Origin of the sequence: Halalkalibacter oceani, from assembly GCF_023715705.1 — a bacterium.
GTDB lineage: Bacteria > Bacillota > Bacilli > Bacillales > Bacillaceae_D > Halalkalibacter > Halalkalibacter oceani_A.
The window spans coordinates 40,088-65,383 of sequence record NZ_JAMBOS010000024.1 but is presented as its reverse complement, the minus strand read 5'-3'; the positions used below and the strand labels follow the sequence as shown (position 1 = coordinate 65,383).

Genomic DNA, 25,296 nt, shown 5'->3' with positions numbered 1-25,296 from the left:
ATTTACTTACCTGTTGCCCTTTTTTCACTTTGACCTGAATAACATAAAATCTGAATGTTCAGACTTATATAAGTGACCAAAAAACAGTGATTTGACATTAGTAGAATTTATTTATGCAATGCTACTGTTAATAAATCTTTTTTTCTAAAGGCGACTGATCAATTTTTTCAAGATTGCCAACAATTTCTCCTACATCACCATTAATTTTGTTAAGCTTTTCCAAAGAAACTTTGTCGATGAGTACTTCTTCTTGTTCTAAAATCTCAGTGTTTGCAAACACTAAACTGGGAATGAAAATAAATAAAATTAAAAAACAAAAAATTTTTTTCATTGAATCTACCTCCATAATTGAAATTTCTCTTCATTTGTATTATCGGTATATTTATAGATGATTTTAAATATTTTTTCCAAAAATACTTTTGATTTCCTTCTTGTATATTGGTAGATTTAAGTTGGAGACATAATAATCAGGAGAGTGAAATGGATAAAGCAATCTTTGCAAGCGACATCAAAAATAAGAATATGGCTGATTTACTGGACTATTTGCGCCAGTTTGAAAGAGCGACAAGAGGGACGCCCAGCAGCGCACATAAAGAGCTTGTCTTACAGCAAGTTTTGCAAGTAGATGATGATGAAGCGCGGATGAAGCATGCTGAGGCGCTCGATCAACAGGATTCCCCCGCTTCATTAGAGCTTGCCGCGCATGTATGCGCTTCGGCATATGCGTAGGATAAAGAAAAAGTAAATAAACGATTACTTCGTATCGCGGACAACAGGTGCTGTAGCGAAAATACTTTCGCGCGATTTTTTTGACTTTTATCGAGTATGTGAATGAGGAGTGGGTTGAACATCCCTCAGAAAATATTAGAAGAGCTGTTGCGGTGGCGATTAAATATGTCAGTAAAGCGAAAAAGGAAGAGTATGCGGATCGTATGTTCAGCCTTATCGAGAAGCTCATGACAGATGACAGCCGTTATGTGCGAAAAAATGTAGGGCCGTTTGCTCTCGTCGACGGCTTATTAAGGTGCTATCCGGAGCACGTTTTTCAGAAAATCGAAGAGTGGCGGCAGAGCGATAATGGCAATGTAAAGTGGAAAATGTGATCAAACTATTTTCGACAGCAGAGGGCCGTAAATATAAGGAGATAGCTGAACCAATCGTCAGAGCGTATGGACACGATCCGGATTATAAAATTAGACAGGCCGCTAACTCAACCTTGAAAACACTGCTGGGCTGAAGAATCCACTGCCAAACTTCCTTTTCGTAACGCGAAGAAAAAAAGCTGCTGAAGCTACTCCTTTCTTCGCTTTTTCACAAATCCCACAATAATGATGGTCACTACTAACGAAAGAAAATAAACAAAGGAATACAGACCGTAGACAAAACGGCTTTGGGATATGACTCACAAATCCGTTTTTACATTTTTTGTATGGTTTTCCTGAGATGGGACTGTCGGTTTAGTGTTCCTCCAGAGCCATGTCGCCAGTTTTTTCAGATTCAAGGCAGCAAAAGCATCGCCTGCATGGAATTTTGTTCGAGCCCCTTCAGCTTCGTCAAACGCATCCTGCCAAATGTGGCGTAAAACCAGCTTCTTATGGTCTTTGTTTTTGGTACATTGAGAAAGCACTGGACAGTTCTGACACACACTTGGATTGGAGCTGTACTCACGGTATCCCACTAGAAAAAGCGGACGGGATGGGAGGGCCGACTCCTGCAGGAGGGAAGGGCAGGTTGAAATCCACCGGCTTGCCGGTTAGTTCAACGCCCGCCTGCGGAAAGCGTGCCCCCCATCCCGGTAGCGAGGTCGAAGCGTCGAACCCTGACTACTAAACAAAAAAACCTGTCGACTTTGTCGACAGACTGAATAGTTGGCCGTTTTTAGCCACTCAAGCTGAAAGAGATGGGTAATGAGAAAGAGGAGAACTAATACAATGAGGCCGACAACTAGGCTCATAAGGAAAGACATCAAATCACTTCGGGATATCATGCTAACAAAATGATAAAAAAGTAACGATCCCATGACAAATAACAAAAAAGCGAGGAAGCTCCTCGCTTTTTTGTTATTTAACAGCTTCTTTCAGCTGTTTACCAGCTTTAAAGGCCGGTGTCTTTGTTGCTGCAATGTCAATTTCTTCTCCAGTTTGCGGGTTGCGGCCTTTTCTGGCGGCGCGCTCGCGTACTTCGAAGTTTCCGAAGCCAATTAGTTGAACGGTATCTCCTGAAGACATCGTTTCTGTAATTAAATCAAATACTGCATTGACAGCGTTCCCCGCATCCTTCTTCGATAATTGCGTGCGTTCTGCTACTGCCTGAACGAGTTCTGTTTTATTCATCTTAATCAACTCCATTTCCTTTAACTAGCAATCTGCTACCATTATGTCCAAAATCATTTGCTTTATACATGGTAGATTATTTATGTGGAGGAATTCTGTCTTTTTTTTGCAAATAGAGCGATGCGTTCAACTCGCCGCCGAGGACGAGAATTAAGCCGGTCAGGAAAAACCAGAGCATCAGAATAATCACGCCTCCTAAACTTCCATACGTCGCCGAGAAATTGCCGAAGTTGCTGACATAGGAAGAAAAGGCGAAGGAAATAATTTGCCAGCTGACCGTTGCAGTAAGCGCCCCGACGATCACATCCCTGAATTTTAAACGAACGTTGGGGGACACCCAATATAAAATCATTAAAACGAACGTCATCAAGGCAATGCCGATTACCCATCTCAGCATATTCAACAGAACGGCTGTCTCCTCCGGCAGAAAGAAGTACGTTTCAATAAAACGGATAATCACGTTGCCGAAAACAGGAAGCAGCAAGGTGGCGACGATGACGATGATCATCCCGAGCGTGAGAAAAATCGAAAGAATACGCAGCTTAAAAAAATTGCGGGTCTCCTCAATATTGTAGGAGCGATTGACAGCTCTGATCAAGGCATTGACGCCGTTGGAAGCTGACCAGATTGTCGCCAAAATCCCGAAAGATAATAACCCTCCTTGCGGCTCGCTGACGACTTCAAGAATCGTCGTTAAAATTAAGTCGGCTAAATCGGCCGGCAAATAATCGTGAATGAGCTGACCGATCATATCCCCGTCCAAGTTAAAATAGGGAATAAGGGCGAGCATGAAGATCAGCAGTGGAAAAATCGAAAGCATGAAATAATAAGCGAGGGTCGCTGCCCAGTCGGGAATTGGATCTGTTTTAAGTTGTTTAATGAATATCGTAAAAAAACGTGACTGTCTCATTCCATAACTCCTTTGTCCAAAGATCAGAAAGTAAAAAAATTGCCGGTTGATACGAGAAAGGACACTAGCGTTTTTCTTAAGAAACGACCTTCTTTCTTATTCTACCTTACCCGAATTTGAATCTCATGTATAATGGAAAACGGAAAAGCTGTACCGGTCCTAAGAAGGGAGAAATGATGATGAACGAAACGACGCAACAACGGCCTGATGACAAGGAGGGCGGGCAAGCGACGTATTACGCGAAGGAAGGCAAGATTCTCTGGATTTTGTTATTTATCGTCACGCTGACGTACGCATACGCCTGGGAATCCCACTATTCCTACCTCGCTTATGTGCTGCTGTTTTTCTTTGTGGCCGCGATGACGACCAATTACCGCCTCCATGTGTCAGACGATGGACTGCGGTATGAGATTCGTCTGCTCGGCCTGATGGTGAAGCAGCGGATCGTTCAGGCCGGACAAATTGAGAAGCTGCATTTTATTCATCTCGGCGAGCGGACGATCGTCCTCATTTATGTGAAAAAAGGTATGCGTTTGCGCCTTCACCGCTTTCAGCCGAGCGATTTCAGCGGGCATCTTCGAGCGTTTGCTGCTGAGCATCAGCTTCCGGTGGAGGTCGATGGTAAACGATGAAGGCCAGGCTGAATTCTGTTATAATGAAACTAGCCAATTTTAAGGAGTTGAACATATTATGCCAACTGTTGAAAGCTTCGAGCTCGATCATACGATCGTCAAGGCGCCCTATGTAAGACATTGCGGAAAGCATGTCGTCGGAACAGATGGAGAAGTTAATAAATTCGATATTCGTTTTTGCCAGCCAAATAAACAGGCGATGAAGCCGGATGTGATCCATACGATGGAGCATCTTCTTGCGCTTAACATTCGCCGTTTTGCGGAAGATTACAAGCATTTTGATGTCATTGATTTATCGCCGATGGGCTGTCAAACCGGCTTCTACTTAATTATGAGCGGTTCCCCAACAGTCAAAGAAATCATCGACGTGCTTGAAAAAACGATGACCTATTCGGTTGAACTGGACGAAGTTCCGGCAGCGACGGAAAAGCAATGCGGGCAGGCGAAGCTCCATGACCTTGAAGGAGCCAAGCGACTGATGCGCTTTTGGCTTGAACAGGACAAGGCCGAGCTGGAGCAAGTATTTGGCTAAGTAAAATGAAAAGTGGTTGGGCTGCTAAAAGGCGGCTCAGCCATTTTTTTATTACGAATGTCTAATCTCTTCCGGCAGCGATTTTATAAAGGAAGAACGACTTGTTCCGCGCGTTCAAAAGAAAGTACAAAAATTTATGGGGAGATTCGAGGAAGGCACTGGCTCCGCGCGTTACGCTCTCCATGAAAGAACCTCACGTTCATGGAGAACTAAGGCCGTTGTAACGGCTCCGCACAGTGCTTCTAAGAAAATCGCACAGTGATTTTCTTATTCAAAGTCAATCTCCTTTGCCGGGGAGACATTTGCTTTCAGGACGTCGCGCATTAAATGAATCGCTTCGTTATTGGTGTCGACTGTATTTGACGCAACACAGTCTGCCGGAACAATGAGCTTATAGTCACGCATGTAGGCGTCATTGGCGGTAAACTGAACACACATATTGCCGGCGACGCCTGTAATAATAAGCGTATCGACCTCTAAATGCGTAAGCAGCAGTTCCAATGGTGTCGCGAAAAAGCCGGAGAACTTCGGCTTCAGGACGAAATAATCGTCTTCATCTGGTTTGATCAGCTCGACGATCGGCTTGCCGGTCATCCCCTCTTTCATGCAATGGTCGACAATTCCGGGGAAATCGGACTGCCATTTCCCATAATTATCATTGACGTAAATAATCGGTACCCCAATCGCCTTCAGCCTTTTTTTTAAGATGGTGATTTGTTTTGCCGCTTCAAACGCATATGGGAATAAGCAGGGACCATGTTCGAACTCAAGATCATTAATCATATCGATAATCAGCAACGCATAGCGTGAGCGAGCTGGTTGCTCCATCAGACCCTCACCTCCATTTTTTTCTGACTCACTCATCGATGAGGCTGAGCTTTCTTCTATATCGTTCCCCTCCTTAAAGAAAGAAAACCTGACCCTCCTGATTAAAGAAAGAAGTTAAAAAAGATCGAAAAGCAATTCGTGCTCGAATCCCTGATATGGTATGATAAATAAAATACAAAATAAAGATGAATGTGAGCCTCGATGGAAGGAGTATGAGGGATGAAGGGAACAGAGATAGAAATATTGCAAATTATCGAAGAAAATGGTCGCGTCTCCTTGCCTACTTTAGCAAAGATGGTCGATGCAACGGAGGAAGAGGTCAGCGCGATTTTAAAGAAGCTTGAGGAAGAAAAGGTCATTTTAAGCTATTCCGCGGTAATTGACTGGAGTAAGGTAGAACAGCAGGAAAGCGTGACAGCCGTTATTGATGTCAAAGTTACGCCACAAAGAGGGGTAGGCTTTGATGAAGTAGCGGAGCGTATTTACCGCTTCCCGGAAGTGAAAGCTCTTTATTTAATGTCCGGAGCGTATGATCTTTCTGTCGTGATTGAAGGAAAGACGATGTCTCAAGTCGCGCGTTTCGTTTCTGAGAAGCTGTCAACAATTGATACGGTCATCTCTACGACGACTCATTTTCAATTGAAAAAATATAAGCATGATGGGGTCGTATTCGAGCAAGGAGAAGAAGATCACCGTATTGTGGTGACGCCATGATGACGCCCTCGCAAACGAAAGTGAACAGCCGCCTTTCAAAAAGGGTGCAGTCGATCCAGCCCTCAGGGATTAGACGCTTTTTTGATTTGGCTTCAAAAATGGATAACATCATTTCGCTCGGTGTCGGAGAACCCGATTTCGTAACGCCGTGGAATGTAAGGGAAGCAAGCATTTCCTCGCTTGAACGCGGTTTTACCGCCTACACTGCCAACGCCGGGCTGATTGAGCTGAGAAGAGAAATCGCCTTCTACATGGAGCGCCGTTTTTCCGTCAGCTATGATCCGGAGAGTGAAATTCTCGTAACGATCGGAGCAAGTGAAGCGATTGATATCGGGATGCGCGCGATTCTCGATGAAGGCGATGAAGTAATTGTCGTCGAGCCGAGCTTCGTTTCCTACGCCCCGCTCGTGCAAATGGCCGGAGGCGTAGCGGTTCCTGTCGGGACGAATCGTGATAATGAGTTTAAAGCGTCGGGGGCGTTGATTGAGGCGGCGATTACGTCGAAAACAAAAGCGATTATGCTTTGTTTTCCAAATAATCCGACCGGTTCTACGATGAATGCGGCGGAAATGAAAGAAATCGCCGAAATCGTCGAACGCTACGACCTACTTGTTTTTTCGGATGAAATTTATGCCGAGCTTAGCTATGATGAAGATCATGTCAGCTTCGCATCATTACCAAATATGAGAGAGCGGACGATTTTAATTTCAGGCTTTTCGAAGGCTTTTGCGATGACGGGCTGGCGCCTTGGCTATGTATTAGCTCCGCCTGACCTGCTCGCGGCGATGCTGAAAATCCATCAATACAGCTTAATGTGTGCTCCGACGATGGCCCAATACGGAGCGCTTGAAGCGATGCAAAGCGGGATGGATGACGTCGAGAAGATGAGGCAGTCGTATAAACAGCGGCGCAATTTTATCGTGAAATCTTTTGCGGAGATCGGCTTAAGCTGTCATACACCGGGCGGCGCGTTTTATGCCTTTCCATCAATCGCTTCAACGGGTCTGTCCTCTGAACAGTTTGCCGAGAAGCTCCTGCTGGAAGAACGGGTGGCCGTTGTCCCGGGGCATGTATTCGGTGCTGGCGGTGAAGGACATATTCGTTGCTCCTACGCTACTTCGATGGACAATTTAGAGGTGGCTGTTGAGAGAATCGGAAGCCTGCTGAAAAAATTGTAAGCTTAGCCAAAAAAAAGAGGGTGACTCATAGGAAGTTGACTTTTTAACCGAGTCAAGCTTCCAAAGATGGGTCACCCTGCTTTATGTGTAGGGGATTACGATGGTACTAACCAGTTTGACCAATAACTGGAACTTTTATACCGAAGATGGAGGGTGAATAATAGATGAGAGTACTTGAGCAGATGAGGGAGCATAATCCCCTTGTTCATTGCATGACAAACACGGTCGTAACGAACTTTACGGCGAACGGACTGCTGGCAATTGGCGCTTCCCCTGTTATGGCGTACGCACAGGAAGAAGTCGCTGATTTTGCCGCCGTCGCCGGAGCACTGCTGTTAAATATCGGCACGCTTTCAGCAGAGCAGATTGAGAGCATGATCAAAGCGGGTAAGGCTGCTAATCAAGCCGGGGTACCAGTCATTCTTGACCCTGTCGGCGCTGGAGCAACCACGTTTCGCACGGAGATGAGCCTGAGAATTTTAGCCGAAGTCAAGGTCGACGTCCTGCGGGGAAATGGTGGAGAAATCGCTTCCCTGGTCGGCGTGGAAGCCGCTGTCAAAGGAGTCGACGGCGCAGTTTCAGGTGATGCGGCTGATGTGGCCCATCAAGCAGCAAAGCAATTTGGCTGCGTCGCCGTTGTCACCGGGGAAGTCGATGTCATCACGGACGGAACACGAATGCTGAAGGTGGCAAACGGTCATCCATGGTTAACGAAAATCGTTGGGACAGGCTGTCTGCTCGGTGCGGTCATCGGCGCCTTTAGCGCGCTTGACGGTGAGCGGATGTTTGAGCTGACGACTGAGGCGGTGGCGTTTTACGGAATCGCTGCCGAGCTGGCGTATCGCGAAACAGCGGAAAAGGGGATCGGTTCGTTTCAAATGTCGTTTCTTGATCAGCTGTCACAGCTTAATGATGATAAAGTAAATGAGTTGCGCCGTGTGGAAAATGGCAGAAATGAGGGGACAGGAAATGAGTAATGCAATCTTTCAACAATTACCCGATTACTTGCAGCAGTCTTTAGCCAAGCAAGGGATCACGGAGCCAACCGATATTCAGCAAAAAATGCTGCCTGAGGCGTTAGCCGGTCAGTCGCTCATTGCCCGTTCACAAACAGGAACCGGGAAAACATTGGCATTCTTATTGCCGATGCTGGCCAACATCGACGCCGCGCAAAAGGGGCTGCAAGCAGTTGTACTGGCACCGACACAGGAGCTGGCGATGCAAATCGTTGAAGTGGCGAAGGAGCTGACAGCCGACTATCCGCTGCAAATCGGCTCCTTTATTGGCGGGGCGAATATTAAACGCCAGGTCGAACGTCTAAAAAAGCAAAAGCCGCAAATCGCGGTCGGAACACCTGGCAGACTGCTTGAATTAATTGAAATGAAGAAGCTGAAGGTTCATGAAGTGAAAGTCGTCGCGATTGATGAGGCAGACCGGATGATCGCCGAGCGCCCCTCCTGGGAAGCGACGCTGCAAATCGCCAAGCGCGCCGGCCGTGATACGCAGTTTTTATTTGTCTCAGCAACGATTCCAACCGATTTTCAGGCGCAGATCGCCGATGCCGTTCCGTTTGTCATCCAGGTCGAAGCCGAAGGTGGTCTGCTGCAGACGGAATCAGTTGAGCATCTCTTTGTCAGAGTGGACAAGCGGGATCGAATTGATGTCGCCAGACGGATTATTCACGCAGAAAACATTACGAAGGGACTTGTCTTCGTCAATCAGCTGGAGTCCGTCTATGAGACCGTTGATAAGTTTACTTATAAAGGAGTGAAGGCGTTAGCTCTCTCCTCTGAACAGTCAAAAGAGGAGCGCAAGCAGGCGCTGCAGCAATTTAAACAAGGAGAGATCCATATCCTCGTGGCAACGGATGTCGCGGCACGGGGACTTGATGTCGAGAACATCACCCATGTGATCCAGGTTGACGCTCCCGCCCATCCTGACAGCTATTTGCACCGTGCTGGACGGACTGGAAGAATGGGGAAAGCCGGCACGGTCATTACCTTGATTGATAAGGCGAGTGAATATAAGCTGGAAAAATATGAACGGGATCTGAAGCTTACTTTGCAGGAGCGTGTTCTGACACACGGCCGGCTGAAGGGGTAGGTTTTTGAACGCCTCAAACCGTGCTTAGGGGCTGGGCAAAAGGAAAAAACAACCTTTTGTCTGTCCCTTGTTTTCTTTCCCGGAAAACGGGTAATTGTTCAAAAGGAACTGTTTTTTGCGTAAAGGACCTTTCTGTGTTAAAATCAAAAGGTTAAAAATTATTTAGGAGATGTATGTGTATGTCAAATTATGAAGTAGGCAGTATTGTAGAAGGAAAGGTTACAGGCATTAAGCCGTTCGGTGCTTTCGTAGCGATTGATGACAAAAAGCAGGGGCTTGTTCATATTTCAGAAGTAGCTCATGGTTTTGTAAAGGACATTAACGACGTATTGAAAGTTGGCGATGAAGTAAAAGTAAAAATTATGAACGTAGAGGAAGATTCAGGAAAGATCTCTCTTTCCATTCGCGCTACACAAGAGGCACCTGAGCGTCCGGCTCGTCCGGCTAAGCCGCGTAACGCAGGGGGCGGCGCACCGGGAGGACGTAAGCCACAGCCACAAAAGAGCCAGCAGCAGGGCTTTAACACACTTGAGGATAAGCTTAAAGAATGGTTGAAGCAATCAAATGAAATTCAAGCCGACCTTAACAAACGCGCGAAAAAATAATAGAAAAGAGGGTGTCCCACAAGCGGGACACCCTCTTTACGTAATGTGCGGCACTGCTCTGCCCATTTTAAATCGTCCGGGAGTGGTTTGCTCCGGGCTGACGGGCAGCGCATCATCCATTGCCGGCTACTTAACGTTGGGTTTCCGGAACGCGTTCAAGCTCTTCATCAGGCTTGAATAGAATAGAGATACAATAGAGACCAGCTAAACCAACAATTGCGTAAAGGACCCGTGAAAATGCCGCTGCCTGTCCACCGAAGATTGCAGCAATTAAATCAAAGCGGAAGAAGCCAATCAGACCCCAGTTTATTGCGCCGATAATGGCTAATACTAACGCTGTGCGTTGAATACCGCTCAACTTATTCACCTCCATTGTCGAAGAATGTACACAACAAGTTGTGGTTGTGTCTTACCCATAGCATGAGATAACAGTTTAACAATTATGCATCTATCGTAAGTGCCAATCGTTTACATTTTTTGAGCAATTGGTAATAATAGAAGAGACGATAAACAAGGAGGGGTATGATGAATCCATTCATTTTTCGCAATCCGACAAAATTAATATTTGGCAAAGGACAAAACAGCGCATTGGCTGCGGAGGTACAAGAGTACGGGCAACGTGTGCTGCTCGTATACGGCGGGGGCAGCATCAAACGAAATGGGCTGTATGATCAGGTGATCGGCCAGCTTCAGTCAATCGGTGCTTCCGTAGTGGAACTTGCCGGAGTGGAACCTAACCCTCGTTTGACAACTGTTCAAAAAGGGATCGACCTGTGCCGTGAGCATGATATTGAGCTTGTTCTGGCTGTTGGCGGAGGAAGCGTCATTGATGCGAGTAAGGCGATTGCGGTAGGAGCCAAGTTCGACGGCGACATTTGGGATGTGATCACGAAGAAGGAAAAGCCGACAGGGGCATTGCCGTTAGGGACGATCTTAACGTTGGCGGCGACAGGTTCGGAAATGAATCCAAATTCAGTGATCACGAATTGGGAAATCAATCAAAAGCTTGGCTGGAACAGCGTCTATTCCTATCCGGCCTTTTCAATTCTAGATCCGAAAAATACACTAACGGTTCCGCGCGATCAAACCGTTTACGGCATCGTCGATATGATGAGCCATGTGATTGAAGCTTATTTTCACAAGGCGGATCATACACCGTTGCAGGATCGGATTATGGAATCGATTTTACTCACAGTAATCGAGACAGCGCCAAAGCTGCTTGATGATTTAGAAAATGAAGAGCATCGTGAAACGATTCTTTATTGCGGAACAATGGCCTTGAATGGGATTACGCAAATGGGGCTGCAAGGTGATTGGGCCACCCACAATATGGAGCATGCCGTATCCGCGGTTTATGATATCCCTCATGCCGGCGGTCTGGCAATCTTATTTCCGCACTGGCTTGCTTATACCTTGGACGAACGGATCGAGCGCCATGTTCAGCTGGCAACCCGCGTATTTAACGTTGATCCGGCAGGGAAAAGTGATCAGGACATTGCGAAGGAAGGCATCGCTCGCCTGACTGAATTCTGGACGTCGCTCGGTGCGCCAAACAAGCTGGCTGATTACGATATCGATGATAGCCAGGTAACGCGAATGGCTGAAATCGCCTCAAATCGCGGGGAGTTCGGGAATTTCAAAAAGTTAGCGCAGGCAGATGTGGAGAATATTTTAACAGCTGCTTTATAAGGCATAGCCGTAGAAAAAGGTTGATTTTCCCTTTTTCTACGGCTTTTTCGTAATGAGGGCGGTCGCTGCCTGATTTTGAAAGCCTTACTGCGAGTGGGTTTCTTACAACGGGCTTGTAGTGTGAAGCGATTGCCAATAGGCACAAAGCTAGTTTTGTCTCAATCCCGCTTTTTTGAATGTCAAAGAGGTTTCCCAAATAGGAATGCAGGTAATCTTGTATATACAACTTGCTTCTTTAGGCTGGATTCGTTAAAGTGGGGATGACCTCATGTTTGTTTGGATAAAGGAGATGGAACGATGACACTTCAGTTTGATTATTCAAAAGCCCTTTCATTTTTTCAGCAGGATGAATTAACGTACATGCAAAACGCGGTCACAGCCGCTCACGAGGCTCTTCATCAGAAGACCGGAGCGGGTCATGAGTATCTTGGCTGGGTTGATTTACCGTCAGCGTATGACCGTGAAGAGTTTAGCCGGATTCAGGCAGCGGCCGAGAAAATAAAGGCGGATTCGGACGTGCTGCTCGTGATCGGAATTGGCGGCTCTTATTTAGGAGCGCGCGCTGCGATTGAAGCCTTGCAGCATTCTTTTTACAATCTTCTCGGGAAAGAGGAGCGTAAAGCACCGCAAATCTTTTTCGTCGGTCACAATATGAGCTCGACGTACATCAAGGATTTGCTGACGCTGCTTGACGGAAAGGATGTGTCGCTCAATGTGATTTCTAAATCGGGAACGACAACCGAGCCGGCGATCGCTTTCCGGATTTTCCGTCAATATCTTGAACAGAAGTACGGACGAGAGGAAGCAAGAAAGCGAATTTACGCCACGACTGACAGGAAAAAAGGTGCCCTGAAAACATTAGCCGATGAGGAAGGCTATCAGACCTTTGTTGTCCCTGATGATGTAGGCGGCCGCTTTTCCGTGCTGACGGCGGTCGGGCTTTTGCCGATTGCTGCAGCCGGGCTTGATATTGAAGCGATGATGAATGGCGCACGTCAGGCAAGCGAAGATTTAGCGACTCCTGATTTGGTAAAAAATCAAGCTTATCAATACGCCGCGATCCGGCAAATTTTCTATAACAAAGGAAAGAGCATTGAAATAATGGTCAATTATGAACCTGCGCTGCACTTTGTCGGTGAATGGTGGAAGCAGCTGTATGGCGAAAGTGAAGGAAAGGACGGCAAAGGTCTCTTTCCGGCTGCGGTCGATTTTTCGACCGATCTTCATTCCATGGGCCAATATATTCAGGATGGGCGGCGTGACCTGTTTGAAACAGTGCTGCATGTTGGGAAAGTCAGAGAGGAACTGACGATTGAGACGACGGACAGCGATTTGGACGGCTTAAATTATTTGGCCGGGGAAACGATTGATTTCGTCAATAAAAAGGCGTTTGAAGGAACGATGCTCGCTCATACTGATGGCGGCGTGCCTAACTTGATTGTCCACATACCGGAATTAAATGAATTCCATTTCGGCTATCTCGTCTACTTTTTTGAAAAGGCGTGCGGAATAAGCGGCTACCTGCTTGGCGTTAATCCGTTTGACCAGCCCGGCGTCGAGGCGTATAAGAAAAATATGTTTGCGCTGCTCGGAAAGCCCGGCTTCGAGAAAGAAAAAGCCGAGCTTGAGGCAAGGTTAAAATAATACACCCTGCAAGACAGCCGCTGCCGGCGATTTTACTCTCCTTTACATAAAAGCAGCAAGAGCAGGCTACACTACGACCAAGAGTGAATTTCTTGGAAAGGGTGAAGCCGGATGCTTGCACTTCCTTCTTCTGTCGAGGGGAAACAATATAAGCTGAGTGTACTGGAGGAAAAGCTTAAGCCGCTTGGTTATCGCATAGGCGGCGGCTGGGAGTATGATCACGGTTACTTTGATTATAAAATTGATGAACAGGATGGCTACACGTTTTTACGCGTGCCCTTTAAGGCGGTGGACGGCGAATTGGAACAGCGCGGCGTGACGGTTGAACTCGGGCAGCCGTTCTTGCTCAATCATCAGTATCAAGAGGACCTGGAGGAGGATGCGGATCCGTTCGACGGCTTGTTTCGAATGTCGTACAACAGCGTTGTCAATCAATTCCAGAAGCCGGTGGATAAGGATGCTTCACTTGATCCGAAATTTATGCCGACGGCCCGGAACCTTATTCAAGAGCTTGAGCTCACCTTACTTTATTAAGGCGCCGGATAATCATAATTAATTCGTCGTCAACCTGGACGAGTGTTTCGGCAGGCGGATGAAGCAGCACACGCTCCCGGCGTTTAAGGCCAATCAGTAGCTCACCGTCGTCATAGCCCGCTTTCAAGACGTCAATGAAGCGATAGCCAACCTGATCATCAGAAGCCGGCTGAAACGATAATTGATTCATCTGATCAAATTTCAGTAAATCGCCGACAACATCACTCATATGGTGATGGAGAAGGCTGGATACGAGAACAGCGCCTGTCAGCGTGGTTGATTCAATGCACTCATCAGCCCCGGCCCGATAGGCGTTTTCTAATTGTTCCTTCGTCAAAATTTCGACGATCGTATAGACATCACGATTTTGGCTTTTGACCGCCAGCGTCGTCAGGATCGTCCGCGCGTCAGCCGTAAATTCATTTCCCTGCTGCTTGGCAGTAATCAGCACACTTTGAGCGAGGCCGATATTGGCCTGTTTCAGCACAGCATCTTCACTGCTGTTGCCTTTGACGAAGTGAAGCTGTTTATAGCCGGGAGGCGCTTCAGTCAATGTTTCGTCAATCAGCACGATCGGCGTTCCCGGCTGAACCTCCCGGACATTTTCAATCGTATGCTTGCTTCGCTCGTTCCAGCCAATGACGATAATATGTCCCTCACCCAAAAAAGCGAGCTCGCCATAACGAAATGATTGATTTGTTGAAAATGCGATGGAGGCAAGAGTCGTGACAAGTAACGTCATCACCCCAACCCCGACGAAAATCAGCAAAATCGCCAAGGCTCTTCCGGCAATTGTCACCGGTACAAAATCACCGTAGCCGACCGTGGACACCGTGACCAATGCCCACCAAATCCCATCAAACCAGGTTGGGAACTTCAACGGCTCAAGCAAATGAACGACTCCGCCGATCAGGCAGGCAATGGAAAGAATCGCCAATAGTAATTTTACGAGAAACGGCACCTTTCCCATTAATGTTCGAAACATCCACCACTGTAGCATAACGTCTCCTCATTTCTAATTCTCCTGTCAGCTAGTATTGCCAAGCTCTTGCCGGATCAGTCACGCTCTGTTACGATAAATAGCATGAGTGAAAAAAGGAGAGAGCGACTTGGTTTCTGCGATTGTCTTTGCATTTGCTATCTTTTGCGGCTGGCTTATATTCGATATTGTCAAGCAACGCAAGCTAACACTGGAAAATCTCATGAGCTCCCTAATCGTCGCCGTCATAGCCGGTGTCGCCTGGTGGGTGCTGGAGCTGATTTTCTAATCAGCCTCCCATCTAATTTATGCTTGACTTTTTTGCGGAAGAGAGGTAAATTAGATGTTGTCCGATACAAATCCAAATACGGGGCCATAGCTCAGCTGGGAGAGCGCTACGCTGGCAGCATAGAGGTCAGGGGTTCGAGCCCCCTTGGCTCCATCAACTTTTAAACGGCAGAGATGCCGTTTTTTGTTTTTAAAAAGGTAAAGAGTTGAGTGAGCTTATCATTTCTTATGTAAAAACAGTAAGTTTTAGGGTGTAATAAAGGTAAGTACCTCTTAGAAGGAAGGGGATCATTATGGCAATCACTTCAATGATTAATGAAGAAACGAAATATGCATTTCGCAATGCTAAAGCGTCTCTAGAAATTGAAGGTCAATACTTACCTGAGGGTGGGGAAGAAATGATCTTAAAAAGTATCGAAGGAGAAATGTCTGAAGCGGATTTTTTACAACGTGCCCTTAAACTCGCAAGAAATGAGTAAAGAGCATTTCAGGCAATCCCAGTATTGCTATCCGGGAACCGTAATCAAACGAGCATTGTATCCAATAATCTAATGTTTTGTAACTTATTTTATCAAACAACTTAAGGCGGGGGCCTGAGTTGTTTTTTTGTTATTTAAAGAGGTTCTACGTCAAATGTTGTGGTAGCGAGAGGACGGGCTCCTTATCCCACCCCGAATGAGTGATCTTTGAATTGGTGATGAAGTAAAATCCGGTTCCGCAACCGGTCATATCTCCGAAACCCAAACGCATTCCGCTTGATGTTGAAAAGCCAAGACAGTTTACAGGGAAGGATTTGGCTGCTCATTAAAAAATGAAAATTGGGGTCATTGAAAGCAAACGGTGATTTAGTTCGAAAGTATCGTGTTAGGAAAGCAGGAATGGCTGAGAAGAGGCTAACCTGGCTCATACTTATTTCGAGGGAAGTGATCCAAGCTGTCAGTTTTATCAGAGTGATTTTGATTGGGAAATAAAGGGCATGCGTGATGGAGATCGGGTTAGAATTGGGACTTGGAACAAGGAGAGCAGATTGGAGTCATCGTGGGAGCCCTGCGGCGATCAAACCCATCTATCCGGGTCAGTCTTTCCATGTTTTCGGTCAGTGACTTAGGTCACTACAATTGCGAGTGTATGTCGTTTATAGTGGAATAACACCAATCAAGTAAGATCACTTGAAATAGTGTAAGAAAGAATGGAGCGTGTGTACATATGACGAATCAACGTTTGCCAACTGTTTGGCGCATTGTTACTGTTTTCGTCCTCACATGTATGGTTTGGTGGCTATCCAAAGCCATACGTATTTGGATGGGCGCAGGGGGAGAATATGATCGGACGACCCATGTACTGTCTGCAGTACTAATATTCAGTCTCGTATTGCCCTTAATTGTTTTTGCACGCAAATATGTGGATAAACGGTCATGGGCAGGATTGCGGCTTACGTCGTTCAAGGAGGGCTGGAAGCCGTTTGTTTTTGGAGGACTCAGCTACTTGATTCCAGCAGGGATCGCGCTCATTATTTTTGTCTTGTTTGATTGGACAGAGATACAGTTCCACGTTTCGGTTAGCTCATTAGTACTGACTATCATTGCGTTGCTCATCCTCGTATTTATGTACGAGGCTTTGCCGGAGGAGCTTATTTTCCGGGGCTATTTTTATCGGAATTTAAATACGTCACTTGCTAAGTGGAAGGCGGTTGGCGTTCAGAGTTTACTATTTGTCTTGTTCGCGGTAAGCATCGGTGCCGCACTAAGTGTGGAGCGCATGGTCTTCTTTTTCGCTGTTGGTATTATCATCGGCATGGTTCGTGTTATGACGGAAAATGTCTGGGGTGCGGTAGGTCTTCATGTTGCTTTTCAAACTATGCAACAACTGTTTGGCCCGCATAATCAAGAATTAACATCGACGACACCTGGACTGATGGAAATCGTTATTTTAGGAATCATCCCTTTTTCATTCGCAATTATGACGTTAAAGCTTTTTGTTCGAAAGGAACCGGATTGGAAAGAGGTCGACACGGAATAACGCGTTAAAATTTATAGTTATCATGGAAGTAAGGCGAATGATGTCGGTGAGCGATACGCGATCAATTCAACCGCAGCGATCTGCATTATCGAAATAACATCATCGGAAAATTCGCAAAAGAATTGGATATCCCCTTGACTCCTTAGATAAAAAAAACGATGAGATGGTCTTTTTGTAATGCCAAGGCTAGGAGAGAAGGGGAAAGCCAAATCAATGTCTGAATAATTTATAGCATCCCCTCTTGAATGAGATAAGATTAGACATTTACCTGTGCATCCATCAAGATTTTTTGATTGTGTTGTCTAAAGCGACCAAGAGATATCCAACAAAGCACATATATACTGGCAATAATAATCGTTCTACCTGTACTAAGGTTCGCCCATAGATCCGCCCGGTCTTTCAACTCTTGAGAAAAGGGCCCTGTTGGATCGGTCGTTGAAAACACATTAAGTTCTGGAATAAAGTACAAAAAAGTAGGAATTCTGAGTATTAAGTAAAGACCCACAATCATAAGTACTGTATTCCTCACTCTTTTAGCCTTCCAGCACAGGATCAACACAACGATGATTAGGATTTGAGCCATCATGTGCAGAGGTATCCAATAGTGCTCAACAGGCAACCCATAATCTCCTTGAAGAATGGCAAAGGATGTTGGTGGATAAGTACTCCACTGGGAAGCAACAACGACTCCTTCATAAATCGCTCCACCCAGTTCAAAACCAATCACCGTGATCAAACAAATTAATGCAACAAAAGTTAAATTACTTTTCATCATCTTTTCTCTCCTTATCCTCATATAAATGTACAGCCAACCTATCGACGATAGTTTAACTATCAGTGATAGGTTATCTCGGAAATGATACACTGTCAAGTAACAATTCAACTTTTTCTAAAAATAGGCTAAAATAATGGATAACATTTGATTGAAAGGGGTGCTTAGAGTTGATGACGGATAACGATGCACATCATAAATTGTTAGATAAGTCCCAAATTGTACATGTTGCACTAGAGATCCTGCAGACAGAAGGTTATAAAAGCATCACGATAAGAAATATTGCAGAAAGGTTAGGAATTAAGAGCGCCTCATTATACTGGCACATAAAAAATAAAAACGAATTGCTCGAATTGGTGGCTGATGAAATTTGTAAAAACATTCAGCTTCCGGATAAAGAGGCAGACTGGGATGAACAAATAATGATGCTCGCGAAAGAATGGCGGGGCAAACTTTTATCTATTCGAGATTCCGCCATTGTTATAGCTGAAACCGCTCCGACTACTCCTTATCGCATACAATTAATTGAGCAGATGCATGATATCTTTAAGAAGGCAGGTATGGGGCATAAAGAGGCTTTCTCAGCTCTATGGTTCTTCAACACGTACACGATTTCATTCATTCTAGAGGAGTACCGTTTTTTAGAAATCGCTAATAAAGAGTCCGCTAATCCCGTTCTAGAGACACCTTCAATAAACTTGACCATTCCAGACATGGATCAAGAATTTCAGTTTGGGATGGAAGTTATGATCACTGGATTAAAGGGAAAGGTGAAGTGACCCCATTGTCATGACGCGATACTTTAATTTTTTTGCAGGGGGATGTATATTCCAAATATATGTAATTTCATATGTTAAGCGTACGAGGCTTTCCTATTAATGAAAAAGCGCCGGAAAAGATTGTTCAAAATTGCCTTAAGCTGATCCATACTTTCTTAGGGTAATGACATTAACCTCATGATCCTGTAGATGTTGTTGAAAAGGGGATAACTTCTATGCATGTAACATTGGCGAACGTCGATAATATTCTAAACGGTTTAACTGTAAACGATTTTCACGAGGAAAATGAGGAAGAGCTATCGTACCTAGGTATTGAAATGAGTATGGAGAAGCATCACTTAATCCTGAAAATGCTCAAGAAAGGACGTCATCTCATTTTGCAAGACCTTGAATCTGATAGTGGAACCTATTATTTCTTATATACGATTTTTGCTAAGCATACGTATAAGGTTTTTATAAAACAGATAGAGGATTTTTCTATAGAGAATTACTTCGTAGTACAGCATGATTTCGGTGACTATTACGTCTTACAAGATTTTTTTATCACGACATTTTAGAAGGAAATTCTGATTTACTAGATAAGGCTATTGTAATGAGTACATATGGAAGACAATTGGAATTAGCTGATGCCAAAATAGAGCTAAAAGAGATAGACGGGAAATGGAAGATGATTTTTAACTAAAACAGACATTTTTATTTTTATATCGCCAGCAGGAGGAAGGTTGCTCATAAGGAGCGGTCTTCCTTTTGCTCGCTTGGGACCCAAAGCATATAAAGCCGGTCCGGAGTCTGTTTTTTGAAAATCAGTTCATTGGATTGATCACATTTTGTACATGGACTGTTGGAAGAGACCCGGGGATAGGACCGTTTTTTTAAAATACTGTTTACAAAATAGCTATTCTGTAATACTATGTAGTGGTAGTAAGTAATACTGAATATTAGTTATACAGAATAGTAAGAGGTGAGTATACTGGAAAACCTGACAGAGATGCTCAAGGGAGTGCTTGAAGGATGCGTCCTTGAAATTATAAGCCGTCAAGAAACTTATGGGTATGAAATCACCCGGAAGTTAAACGCTCTCGGCTTTACAGATGTGGTTGAGGGGACCGTTTACACTATCCTGGTCCGCCTTGAAAAAAACAAGTTGGTAGAGGTCAGCAAAAAGGCATCTGATATGGGTCCGCCGCGAAAATTTTTTGTGCTTAACGAAGCGGGGCGCGAGGAGTTGCAAAGGTTCTGGAAAAAGTGGGAGTTTGTCTCGGAGAAAATTAATCAATTAAGGGAGGAATAAGAGGATGTCTGGATTTTTTGACAATTATTTAAATATCAAAAAAATGTTTGAGAGCAAGCGTGAGTATAAGCAACAGATGGCAAGGGTGGAGGCGCTGCCGAAAGATTATCAATACGTATTTAAGAAAATTCAAGGTCACATGTGGATGTTCGCGGCGGGAGCCGGTTATGACATGATGAAGATCCACTATGACCTGATCGAGCTGTTTGAAGCAGGAGCGGCGGACGGCAAGCATGTTTTGGAAATAACCGGTGAAGATGTTGCATCATTTTGCGACGAACTCTTGCGCAGTGCCAACACATACACGGAAAACTGGCGCGAGACTTTGAATCGCGACATCCTGAAAAAACTCGGAAGAGAGATCGACTCAAAGTGAATGGTAATTTCCCAACCTTTTCAGCTTCATTATTAATCAATTAAATACAACAAGAAGGTTAACTAATGCTCCTTCCCAAAAGCGTCACCTTAACTAATTCCATAGGCAGCAATTTTAATGTGATGCTGGGTAAACGCTATGTAAGTAACAGATTCAAAAATTGAGGGTGAGTTGGTAAGACAGGCCGAATTGAGGGATTAAGAAAGCATCTTATCCATCTTTTGGAAGCGACAGTCAGGTGTTGCCCGGTTCGTCTTCATGTTAAGATAAGGAAAACGATAATAAGCGAGGTACATCATGACCAAACACCGGATTTATACAATGAGTTTCGCCAGTGTTTATCCCCATTATGTTACGAAGGCAGAGAGAAAAGGACGGACAAAGTCAGAGGTCGATGAAATTATCCGCTGGTTGACCGGGTACAGTCAGGAAGAGTTAGAAAGGCAACTGGAAACGCAAACTGACTTTGAGACGTTCTTCGCCGAAGCTCCCAAAATGAACCCTTCCCGGGCTTTGATCAAAGGGGTGGTCTGCGGCGTCCGAGTGGAAACTATCGAAGAACCGACGATGCAAGAAATCCGCTATTTGGATAAGCTGATCGATGAGCTGGCAAAGGGAAAAGTAATGGAGAAGATTTTGCGGGCATAAGGGGAAACACTTTTTTAGAGCGGCCAAATGACCCAATGCTTTTTTTATCAAAATACGCGTAACATGTGCTTTCGTTCTCAATAGCACGCACACCCTAAGAGAAAAGTGTGCGTGTTTTTTCTACATCAAACGAATGGGTGTCATATGTGCCTACTTGCTAAAATACTTCCGAGCCAACAATTCCGCTGTTCGTGTAGCAAGTGCCTGGCTGGTTAATGTCGGATTGGTCCCGCCGATCGCGTTGGCCTGTACGCTGTTGTCAGCGAGATAGAGGCGATTGACCTGGTAGGCCTCGCATGACAAGTCAACCACCTTTCCCATTCGCATTGTCGATTTAGGATGGATGTAGAAGTTGGCGGCGATATCATTGCGGTGAATTTTACGCGCTCCTGCTTTGCGCAGGAGGTTCATCGCTATTTTGGTTAATTGAATTCGTTTCTTTTCTTCTGTTTTGCTTGGTGTATAGTGTACGGCGGCTACAGGGCCATGTTCGTCCTTTGTGTGAGGGTCTCTGTTTTGAAACTGGATTTCATCATCCGTTATGAGCAAAAGGCTGAGGGATCTTCGATAGTCATCCATGTTGTCTTTCAGATCGGCGCCCGTGAGTCTTCCTTTTTGGTCCCATAATCCGGAAGCGACAAACTCATTGTAACCAGCCTGGCTTGAGCCATAGTGCATCATTGCCAGCAGACCTGGACTTAAGCCCATATCTTGTACTGTTCCAAGCCTTGGATAGTCGAGTCTTGCGCCTGATGTATGGCCGACGAATGGATCGATAGTGGGACTGCCAATGACCTCCATTAATGTTTTTTCATCAAAGATCCCGGTTACAGTGTCAATATAATGATTCGTTAATCCCCTGCCTACCCAGGAATTCTGTGGCAAATCGGAATTAAGCCATAGGCGCGGACTTTCGATTGTACCGGCGGCCATGACGACGACTTTGCAGTGGATTTCCTCGACTTCGCCGGTCCATGTGTTCCGGCATCTGACGCCGATGGCGGAGACAGTGCCGTTGGCGTCCATTTCAGTCAATATTTTTGTCGTAAAAGTGTTCGGACGGAACGTTACATTTCCTGTTTCCATTGCAAGAGGAACATAACTGACATTCGTCGATCGTTTTGCCATTTTGTCAAGGGAAGGGCCATAAGGGCAGCCATGCTCACAATGTCCGCTCAGCGTACAGCCTTCCATATGACTTAATTGTTCTAATGAATACTCGGGGTTCATTAAATTCTCGTTTGGAGGCAAAATCGCATTCGGCTGGGGGCGGTATCCGCTTTCTGTCACATCTAACGTCCGATTAAGCGAAAAGCCCGCCTGTTCCGCCCCATAAAAGAACAGCGCTTCTTTTGCGGTCATCGGCGCAAATTCTATCGGCAACGTATTCTCGACTTTTTCATAATAGGGAATCAGCTCCTCATAACTGATCGGCCACCCTTCATCGATCGCATAAGGAAAGGCGCGTGGCGAGTTTGCCCAATAATGAAGCGTTGTGCCGCCGATTCCGGAATTTTGCCATAATAAGCCCGGGTTAGGAAGGTTTCGATACCAGGGACTCCGCCTGCGATCCGCCGGCCCGAGGCGGAACTTGCCGTTCACCGGGTTATTCATGTCATGCTCAAGTCTTGTTACTTGTTTGCGGTAAAGAGATCCATCCAGGTCCTGCGGGTCGGAACTTTCCTGCGCTAACCCGCGATGTTGATTAGGCTCGGGCCATTTTTTATTTCCATACCAGGGACCAGCTTCAAGGACGAGCACTTGGATACCCACTTCCCCAAGCTCTTTGGCGATTACGGGACCCCCGCCACCCGCACCGATGACGATGACATCCGGGTTTTTCATCATTTCCCCCTCATTTCTTAATTCCGTTCTATATAAAATAACTGTCAACTTCACGAGGCGCCAATATGTCTACGGGTGTTGATTACGAAAAATATTTTTTTGCCAGCAGTTCTGCGGTGCGTGTGGCAAGTGCCTGTGTCGTTAAGGTCGGGTTGGGGCCTCCAATTGAATTGTAGTGATTGCTATTGTCTGTGATGTAAAGGCGCTGAACCTGATAGGCTTCGCATGATGAATCGACGACAAACCCCATCCTCATCGTACTTTCTAGATGAATGTAAACATTAGGGGGGAGAACGCTTCGGTGGATTGTATGGGCCCCGGCCTGTCGTAAAATAGCCGCGGCAATTTTGGCCAATTCCGTCCGCCTTTGTCTGTCCTGTTTGCCGGGAACATAGTGAACAAGCGGGATTGGGCCATGTTCATCCGTAATATTAGGAACGATTTCGACTCTGTTTCGGTAATGAACGTCGTCAGCTGTAAAGATCGCAATCGTCAGGCTGTTTTTGTAGTTGCTCATCGCTTCAGCAAGCTGATCGCCGACGATTCTGCCTTCCTGGTCCCAAAAGTCCGAAGCAACAAATTCACTATATCCGACCTCGCTCGTACCATAAACAACCTGTGCGCTCAGCCCAGGGCTTTCCCCTAATGTTTCAATCATTCCGAGCCCAGGATAATCAAGGCGCGCTCCCGATGTATGTCCGATAAAGGGAGCCGCCATCGGGCTGTCGAGCAGCTTCATTAATGTTTGCTCATCAAACGTACCTGTGACTGTGTCCATAAAATGATTCGTCAACCCCCGCCCAACCCAAGGGTTATGAGGCAAGTCGGAATTGAGCCACAGGCGTGGGCTTTCGACAGTCCCCGCAGCCATAACGACCACTTTGGCCCGAATCTCCTCGACTTCTCCAGTCCATGTATCGCGGCATCTTACACCGACAGCAGAGGGCTGACCATCAGCCCCGGTCTCCGTTAAGATTTTTGTTGTGAATGTATTCGGACGAAAGGTCACATTCCCCGTTTTCATCGCCAGTGGCACATAGCTTATATTGGTTGATCGTTTTGCCATCCGTTCAAGGGAAGGCCCATAAGGACAACCCTGCGCACAATGTCCACTTAACGTACAGCCCTCCATATGACTTAATTGTTCTAATGAATATTCTGGATTCATCAAATGCTCATTTGGTGGCAGGATCGCATTCGGCTGGGGCCGATACCCGTTTTCCGTCACATCCAATGTCTGATTAAGTGAAAACCCGGCCTGCTCCGCACCATAATAGAACAAGGCCTCCTTTGATGTCGTCGGAGCAAATTCCACTGGCAAAGTGTCTTCTACTTTTTCATAGTAGGGGATCAGCTCTTCATAGCTAAGGGGCCACTCGCTGATTGCTTCAGGGTACGCGCGCGGGGAGTTGCCATAGTAATGAAGAGTCGTTCCCCCAATCCCTGCATTTTGCCACAAAACCGCCCGATCAGGGACCTCTCTGTTCCAAGGACTGCGCCTGCGATCGGCGGGACCCCAGCGGAACTTTCCACCGACGATATCATTCATATCATTTTCTCGTCTCGTCAACTGTTTGCGGTAGAGCGCGCCGTCCAAATCTGCCGGGTCGGAGCTTTCTTTAGCCAAGCCGCGCTGTTGATTCGGATCAGCCCATTTTTTGTTACCAAACCATGGACCGGCGTCAAGGACGAGTACTTGAATGCCTAATTCCCCTAGCTCCTTGGCGACAACCGCCCCGCCGCCGCCTGCACCGATAATAATAACATCTGGATTCTTCATTTTCCGCTTTCCCCATTTCTCGGCATTTTCATCAAAAACCCGCGAAAGTCACGATACCCTAACGAAACACCAGGGTATCCGACTTGCTGCCAACTTAAAGGGAAAAATTGAAGGCGCCGCTGGTCAGGTGGCAGCAGTCTTGTCGAACCGTAAGCCGACCACTCGGAATAATAACCAAATAAGGACAAACGGTTCAAGGCGTCTGTAACGTATTTCACCATTCCGGCATTATTCGTGTAAGGAGATGGTAAAGCATTAACATCGACTCTCAGTTCCTCAAGCGCAGCTAACACTCTGATTCGATCCTGGCGGACAAGACTGGAAAATGCCCCTCTGGCATTCGACTTTTTCGAAGGAGTTTGCAGCTGTCCGGCAGCTATGAGCTGTGCCGCCGCTGAATCCAGCATCAAGGCAGTTGGATAAGCGAGCGGGATCGGAGTCAGAAAGAACTGCTGTTGAATCGTAATTTCATGATTAAGCGCATGAATGACATACTCATGAACATTCAAATCCGAATCAATAACATACGAACCGTGCTGCATTGGAGGAGTTTCGGGGACTAAAGCATCTGTCAGGGCTTGAAAGGTCTCACAGACATATTCGTGATAGGGGCTGGATAGCTTGATAATCAATCACCTCTTTAATAAACGGAATAGTACCATTTATATAAGCGGATTGTGTTTTTATGTTCATTCATTTGAAAAAGTGACATCGCCTGCAATAGACGGAGCAAATTGTTATTGATCGAGGAAAGGAACATAGAGGTCCTCTTTGAACAGAGAGAATAATCGCATTAACATCTTCAATGCTACAATGG

At 45.8% G+C, this 25,296-nt stretch carries 30 protein-coding genes, 1 tRNA gene and 1 pseudogene; 21 read left to right on the top strand and 11 right to left on the bottom strand.

Annotated features, from left to right (window positions below):
- Nucleotides 1–127: 127 nt before the first annotated feature.
- A complete protein-coding gene (locus tag M3212_RS17445) occupies nucleotides 128–331 on the bottom strand; it encodes a hypothetical protein (RefSeq protein ID WP_251195254.1) in 204 nt (67 codons plus the stop codon).
- Nucleotides 332–480: 149 nt separating this feature from the next.
- Here M3212_RS17445 and M3212_RS17440 point away from each other — a divergent pair, with 149 nt between their 5' ends.
- On the top strand, nucleotides 481–729 hold the full coding sequence (locus tag M3212_RS17440; protein WP_251195253.1) for a hypothetical protein: 249 nt from the start codon (nucleotides 481–483) through the stop codon (nucleotides 727–729).
- A gap of 98 nt (nucleotides 730–827) precedes the next feature.
- Nucleotides 828–1,103: a hypothetical protein gene (locus M3212_RS17435; protein ID WP_434084060.1), complete on the top strand. Its 276-nt coding sequence runs from the start codon at nucleotides 828–830 to the stop codon at nucleotides 1,101–1,103.
- 299 nt (nucleotides 1,104–1,402) lie between these two features.
- Here M3212_RS17435 and M3212_RS22315 read toward each other — a convergent pair.
- The 3 genes and pseudogenes from M3212_RS22315 to M3212_RS17425 form a co-directional block, all read right to left on the bottom strand.
- Nucleotides 1,403–1,675: pseudogene (locus M3212_RS22315) on the bottom strand (transposase); the annotation flags it as partial.
- 385 nt (nucleotides 1,676–2,060) lie between these two features.
- The gene (locus M3212_RS17430) at nucleotides 2,061–2,333 is read right to left on the bottom strand and encodes an HU family DNA-binding protein (RefSeq protein WP_251195251.1); all 273 of its coding nucleotides are present in this window, start codon (nucleotides 2,331–2,333) and stop codon (nucleotides 2,061–2,063) included.
- 76 nt (nucleotides 2,334–2,409) lie between these two features.
- Complete coding sequence (locus tag M3212_RS17425) at nucleotides 2,410–3,243, bottom strand: YihY/virulence factor BrkB family protein (protein WP_251195250.1); 834 nt, start codon at nucleotides 3,241–3,243, stop codon at nucleotides 2,410–2,412.
- A gap of 179 nt (nucleotides 3,244–3,422) precedes the next feature.
- Between M3212_RS17425 and M3212_RS17420 the strand changes: the two genes are divergently transcribed.
- On the top strand, nucleotides 3,423–3,875 hold the full coding sequence (locus tag M3212_RS17420) for a hypothetical protein (RefSeq protein ID WP_251195249.1): 453 nt from the start codon (nucleotides 3,423–3,425) through the stop codon (nucleotides 3,873–3,875).
- 58 nt (nucleotides 3,876–3,933) lie between these two features.
- Nucleotides 3,934–4,407, top strand: a complete 474-nt coding sequence (locus tag M3212_RS17415) for an S-ribosylhomocysteine lyase (RefSeq protein ID WP_251195248.1) — start codon at nucleotides 3,934–3,936, stop codon at nucleotides 4,405–4,407.
- A 267-nt stretch (nucleotides 4,408–4,674) separates the two neighbouring features.
- Here M3212_RS17415 and M3212_RS17410 read toward each other — a convergent pair whose 3' ends face one another.
- The gene (locus tag M3212_RS17410) at nucleotides 4,675–5,235 is read right to left on the bottom strand and encodes a cysteine hydrolase family protein (protein ID WP_251195247.1); all 561 of its coding nucleotides are present in this window, start codon (nucleotides 5,233–5,235) and stop codon (nucleotides 4,675–4,677) included.
- A 219-nt stretch (nucleotides 5,236–5,454) separates the two neighbouring features.
- Between M3212_RS17410 and M3212_RS17405 the strand changes: the two genes are divergently transcribed.
- The 5 genes from M3212_RS17405 (at nucleotide 5,455) to yugI (ending at nucleotide 9,835) form a co-directional block, all read left to right on the top strand.
- Nucleotides 5,455–5,949 (top strand): Lrp/AsnC family transcriptional regulator, encoded by a 495-nt coding sequence (locus M3212_RS17405; protein WP_251195246.1) that lies wholly within the window; start codon nucleotides 5,455–5,457, stop codon nucleotides 5,947–5,949.
- The gene (locus M3212_RS17400; protein ID WP_285874625.1) at nucleotides 5,949–7,127 is read left to right on the top strand and encodes an aminotransferase; all 1,179 of its coding nucleotides are present in this window, start codon (nucleotides 5,949–5,951) and stop codon (nucleotides 7,125–7,127) included. The genes M3212_RS17405 and M3212_RS17400 overlap by 1 nt, the downstream gene beginning before the upstream one ends.
- Nucleotides 7,128–7,291: 164 nt before the next feature.
- Complete coding sequence (thiM, locus tag M3212_RS17395; protein ID WP_251195245.1) at nucleotides 7,292–8,104, top strand: hydroxyethylthiazole kinase; 813 nt, start codon at nucleotides 7,292–7,294, stop codon at nucleotides 8,102–8,104.
- Nucleotides 8,097–9,230, top strand: coding sequence for a DEAD/DEAH box helicase (locus tag M3212_RS17390; protein WP_251195244.1), 1,134 nt, complete (start codon nucleotides 8,097–8,099; stop codon nucleotides 9,228–9,230). The genes thiM and M3212_RS17390 overlap by 8 nt, the downstream gene beginning before the upstream one ends.
- A 179-nt stretch (nucleotides 9,231–9,409) precedes the next feature.
- Nucleotides 9,410–9,835 (top strand): S1 domain-containing post-transcriptional regulator GSP13, encoded by a 426-nt coding sequence (yugI, locus tag M3212_RS17385; protein ID WP_251195243.1) that lies wholly within the window; start codon nucleotides 9,410–9,412, stop codon nucleotides 9,833–9,835.
- Nucleotides 9,836–9,965: 130 nt separating this feature from the next.
- Here yugI and M3212_RS17380 read toward each other — a convergent pair whose 3' ends face one another.
- Nucleotides 9,966–10,193, bottom strand: a complete 228-nt coding sequence (locus M3212_RS17380) for a DUF378 domain-containing protein (protein ID WP_251195242.1) — start codon at nucleotides 10,191–10,193, stop codon at nucleotides 9,966–9,968.
- 167 nt (nucleotides 10,194–10,360) lie between these two features.
- Between M3212_RS17380 and M3212_RS17375 the strand changes: the two genes are divergently transcribed.
- The 3 genes from M3212_RS17375 to M3212_RS17365 all read left to right on the top strand — a co-directional run bounded on the left by M3212_RS17375 (nucleotide 10,361) and on the right by M3212_RS17365 (nucleotide 13,702).
- Nucleotides 10,361–11,524, top strand: coding sequence for an iron-containing alcohol dehydrogenase (locus M3212_RS17375; protein ID WP_251195241.1), 1,164 nt, complete (start codon nucleotides 10,361–10,363; stop codon nucleotides 11,522–11,524).
- A gap of 297 nt (nucleotides 11,525–11,821) precedes the next feature.
- Nucleotides 11,822–13,168, top strand: a complete 1,347-nt coding sequence (locus M3212_RS17370; protein WP_251195240.1) for a glucose-6-phosphate isomerase — start codon at nucleotides 11,822–11,824, stop codon at nucleotides 13,166–13,168.
- A gap of 111 nt (nucleotides 13,169–13,279) precedes the next feature.
- Nucleotides 13,280–13,702, top strand: coding sequence for a YugN-like family protein (locus M3212_RS17365; RefSeq protein WP_251195239.1), 423 nt, complete (start codon nucleotides 13,280–13,282; stop codon nucleotides 13,700–13,702).
- Here the strand turns inward: M3212_RS17365 and M3212_RS17360 are convergent.
- The gene (locus M3212_RS17360; RefSeq protein ID WP_251195238.1) at nucleotides 13,686–14,702 is read right to left on the bottom strand and encodes a potassium channel family protein; all 1,017 of its coding nucleotides are present in this window, start codon (nucleotides 14,700–14,702) and stop codon (nucleotides 13,686–13,688) included. The genes M3212_RS17365 and M3212_RS17360 overlap by 17 nt on opposite strands.
- A 109-nt stretch (nucleotides 14,703–14,811) precedes the next feature.
- On the opposite strand from M3212_RS17360, the gene M3212_RS17355 reads away from it, so the two are divergent.
- The 4 genes from M3212_RS17355 to M3212_RS17340 all read left to right on the top strand — a co-directional run bounded on the left by M3212_RS17355 (nucleotide 14,812) and on the right by M3212_RS17340 (nucleotide 16,988).
- Nucleotides 14,812–14,970 (top strand): hypothetical protein, encoded by a 159-nt coding sequence (locus M3212_RS17355; protein ID WP_251195237.1) that lies wholly within the window; start codon nucleotides 14,812–14,814, stop codon nucleotides 14,968–14,970.
- An 80-nt stretch (nucleotides 14,971–15,050) separates the two neighbouring features.
- Nucleotides 15,051–15,123 (top strand) — tRNA-Ala (locus M3212_RS17350).
- Between the two features lie 139 nt (nucleotides 15,124–15,262).
- Nucleotides 15,263–15,448 carry a hypothetical protein gene (locus M3212_RS17345; protein WP_251195236.1) on the top strand — a complete coding sequence of 62 codons (186 nt, stop codon included), beginning with the start codon at nucleotides 15,263–15,265 and terminating at the stop codon, nucleotides 15,446–15,448.
- 727 nt (nucleotides 15,449–16,175) lie between these two features.
- Complete coding sequence (locus M3212_RS17340) at nucleotides 16,176–16,988, top strand: CPBP family intramembrane glutamic endopeptidase (protein ID WP_251195235.1); 813 nt, start codon at nucleotides 16,176–16,178, stop codon at nucleotides 16,986–16,988.
- A gap of 256 nt (nucleotides 16,989–17,244) precedes the next feature.
- Here the strand turns inward: M3212_RS17340 and M3212_RS17335 are convergent, their stop codons facing one another.
- On the bottom strand, nucleotides 17,245–17,763 hold the full coding sequence (locus M3212_RS17335) for a hypothetical protein (protein WP_251195234.1): 519 nt from the start codon (nucleotides 17,761–17,763) through the stop codon (nucleotides 17,245–17,247).
- A gap of 170 nt (nucleotides 17,764–17,933) precedes the next feature.
- Here M3212_RS17335 and M3212_RS17330 point away from each other — a divergent pair, with 170 nt between their 5' ends.
- The 5 genes from M3212_RS17330 (at nucleotide 17,934) to M3212_RS17310 (ending at nucleotide 20,854) form a co-directional block, all read left to right on the top strand.
- Nucleotides 17,934–18,539, top strand: coding sequence for a TetR/AcrR family transcriptional regulator C-terminal domain-containing protein (locus M3212_RS17330; RefSeq protein WP_251195233.1), 606 nt, complete (start codon nucleotides 17,934–17,936; stop codon nucleotides 18,537–18,539).
- A gap of 215 nt (nucleotides 18,540–18,754) precedes the next feature.
- A complete protein-coding gene (locus tag M3212_RS17325) occupies nucleotides 18,755–19,096 on the top strand; it encodes a hypothetical protein (protein WP_251195232.1) in 342 nt (113 codons plus the stop codon).
- 431 nt (nucleotides 19,097–19,527) lie between these two features.
- Complete coding sequence (locus M3212_RS17320) at nucleotides 19,528–19,830, top strand: PadR family transcriptional regulator (protein ID WP_285874638.1); 303 nt, start codon at nucleotides 19,528–19,530, stop codon at nucleotides 19,828–19,830.
- A gap of 4 nt (nucleotides 19,831–19,834) precedes the next feature.
- A complete protein-coding gene (locus M3212_RS17315; protein ID WP_251195231.1) occupies nucleotides 19,835–20,206 on the top strand; it encodes a DUF1048 domain-containing protein in 372 nt (123 codons plus the stop codon).
- Between the two features lie 297 nt (nucleotides 20,207–20,503).
- Nucleotides 20,504–20,854 carry a DUF2200 domain-containing protein gene (locus tag M3212_RS17310; RefSeq protein ID WP_251195230.1) on the top strand — a complete coding sequence of 117 codons (351 nt, stop codon included), beginning with the start codon at nucleotides 20,504–20,506 and terminating at the stop codon, nucleotides 20,852–20,854.
- Between the two features lie 150 nt (nucleotides 20,855–21,004).
- On the opposite strand, the gene M3212_RS17305 is transcribed toward M3212_RS17310, so the two are convergent.
- The 3 genes from M3212_RS17305 to M3212_RS17295 form a co-directional block, all read right to left on the bottom strand.
- On the bottom strand, nucleotides 21,005–22,702 hold the full coding sequence (locus M3212_RS17305; protein ID WP_251195229.1) for a GMC family oxidoreductase N-terminal domain-containing protein: 1,698 nt from the start codon (nucleotides 22,700–22,702) through the stop codon (nucleotides 21,005–21,007).
- Between the two features lie 79 nt (nucleotides 22,703–22,781).
- Nucleotides 22,782–24,479 (bottom strand): GMC family oxidoreductase N-terminal domain-containing protein, encoded by a 1,698-nt coding sequence (locus M3212_RS17300; protein ID WP_251195228.1) that lies wholly within the window; start codon nucleotides 24,477–24,479, stop codon nucleotides 22,782–22,784.
- Nucleotides 24,476–25,111, bottom strand: coding sequence for a hypothetical protein (locus tag M3212_RS17295; RefSeq protein WP_251195227.1), 636 nt, complete (start codon nucleotides 25,109–25,111; stop codon nucleotides 24,476–24,478). The genes M3212_RS17300 and M3212_RS17295 overlap by 4 nt, the downstream gene beginning before the upstream one ends.
- Between the last annotated feature and the right edge of the window lie 185 nt (nucleotides 25,112–25,296).

Coding starts and splice junctions, on each gene's coding strand:
- M3212_RS17310 (WP_251195230.1), top strand. CDS start 20,504: ATGACCAAACACCGGATTTATACAATGAGTTTCGCCAGTGTTTATCCC.
- M3212_RS17305 (WP_251195229.1), bottom strand. CDS start 22,702: ATGATGAAAAACCCGGATGTCATCGTCATCGGTGCGGGTGGCGGGGGT.
- M3212_RS17375 (WP_251195241.1), top strand. CDS start 10,361: ATGAATCCATTCATTTTTCGCAATCCGACAAAATTAATATTTGGCAAA.
- M3212_RS17315 (WP_251195231.1), top strand. CDS start 19,835: ATGTCTGGATTTTTTGACAATTATTTAAATATCAAAAAAATGTTTGAG.
- M3212_RS17345 (WP_251195236.1), top strand. CDS start 15,263: ATGGCAATCACTTCAATGATTAATGAAGAAACGAAATATGCATTTCGC.
- M3212_RS17390 (WP_251195244.1), top strand. CDS start 8,097: ATGAGTAATGCAATCTTTCAACAATTACCCGATTACTTGCAGCAGTCT.
- M3212_RS17330 (WP_251195233.1), top strand. CDS start 17,934: ATGACGGATAACGATGCACATCATAAATTGTTAGATAAGTCCCAAATT.
- M3212_RS17340 (WP_251195235.1), top strand. CDS start 16,176: ATGACGAATCAACGTTTGCCAACTGTTTGGCGCATTGTTACTGTTTTC.
- M3212_RS17325 (WP_251195232.1), top strand. CDS start 18,755: ATGCATGTAACATTGGCGAACGTCGATAATATTCTAAACGGTTTAACT.
- M3212_RS17405 (WP_251195246.1), top strand. CDS start 5,455: ATGAAGGGAACAGAGATAGAAATATTGCAAATTATCGAAGAAAATGGT.
- M3212_RS17410 (WP_251195247.1), bottom strand. CDS start 5,235: ATGGAGCAACCAGCTCGCTCACGCTATGCGTTGCTGATTATCGATATG.
- M3212_RS17335 (WP_251195234.1), bottom strand. CDS start 17,763: ATGATGAAAAGTAATTTAACTTTTGTTGCATTAATTTGTTTGATCACG.
- M3212_RS17440 (WP_251195253.1), top strand. CDS start 481: ATGGATAAAGCAATCTTTGCAAGCGACATCAAAAATAAGAATATGGCT.
- M3212_RS17445 (WP_251195254.1), bottom strand. CDS start 331: ATGAAAAAAATTTTTTGTTTTTTAATTTTATTTATTTTCATTCCCAGT.
- M3212_RS17300 (WP_251195228.1), bottom strand. CDS start 24,479: ATGAAGAATCCAGATGTTATTATTATCGGTGCAGGCGGCGGCGGGGCG.
- M3212_RS17425 (WP_251195250.1), bottom strand. CDS start 3,243: ATGAGACAGTCACGTTTTTTTACGATATTCATTAAACAACTTAAAACA.
- M3212_RS17430 (WP_251195251.1), bottom strand. CDS start 2,333: ATGAATAAAACAGAACTCGTTCAGGCAGTAGCAGAACGCACGCAATTA.
- M3212_RS17420 (WP_251195249.1), top strand. CDS start 3,423: ATGAACGAAACGACGCAACAACGGCCTGATGACAAGGAGGGCGGGCAA.
- M3212_RS17360 (WP_251195238.1), bottom strand. CDS start 14,702: ATGCTACAGTGGTGGATGTTTCGAACATTAATGGGAAAGGTGCCGTTT.
- M3212_RS17320 (WP_285874638.1), top strand. CDS start 19,528: ATGCTCAAGGGAGTGCTTGAAGGATGCGTCCTTGAAATTATAAGCCGT.
- M3212_RS17365 (WP_251195239.1), top strand. CDS start 13,280: ATGCTTGCACTTCCTTCTTCTGTCGAGGGGAAACAATATAAGCTGAGT.
- thiM (WP_251195245.1), top strand. CDS start 7,292: ATGAGAGTACTTGAGCAGATGAGGGAGCATAATCCCCTTGTTCATTGC.
- yugI (WP_251195243.1), top strand. CDS start 9,410: ATGTCAAATTATGAAGTAGGCAGTATTGTAGAAGGAAAGGTTACAGGC.
- M3212_RS17400 (WP_285874625.1), top strand. CDS start 5,949: ATGACGCCCTCGCAAACGAAAGTGAACAGCCGCCTTTCAAAAAGGGTG.
- M3212_RS17415 (WP_251195248.1), top strand. CDS start 3,934: ATGCCAACTGTTGAAAGCTTCGAGCTCGATCATACGATCGTCAAGGCG.
- M3212_RS17370 (WP_251195240.1), top strand. CDS start 11,822: ATGACACTTCAGTTTGATTATTCAAAAGCCCTTTCATTTTTTCAGCAG.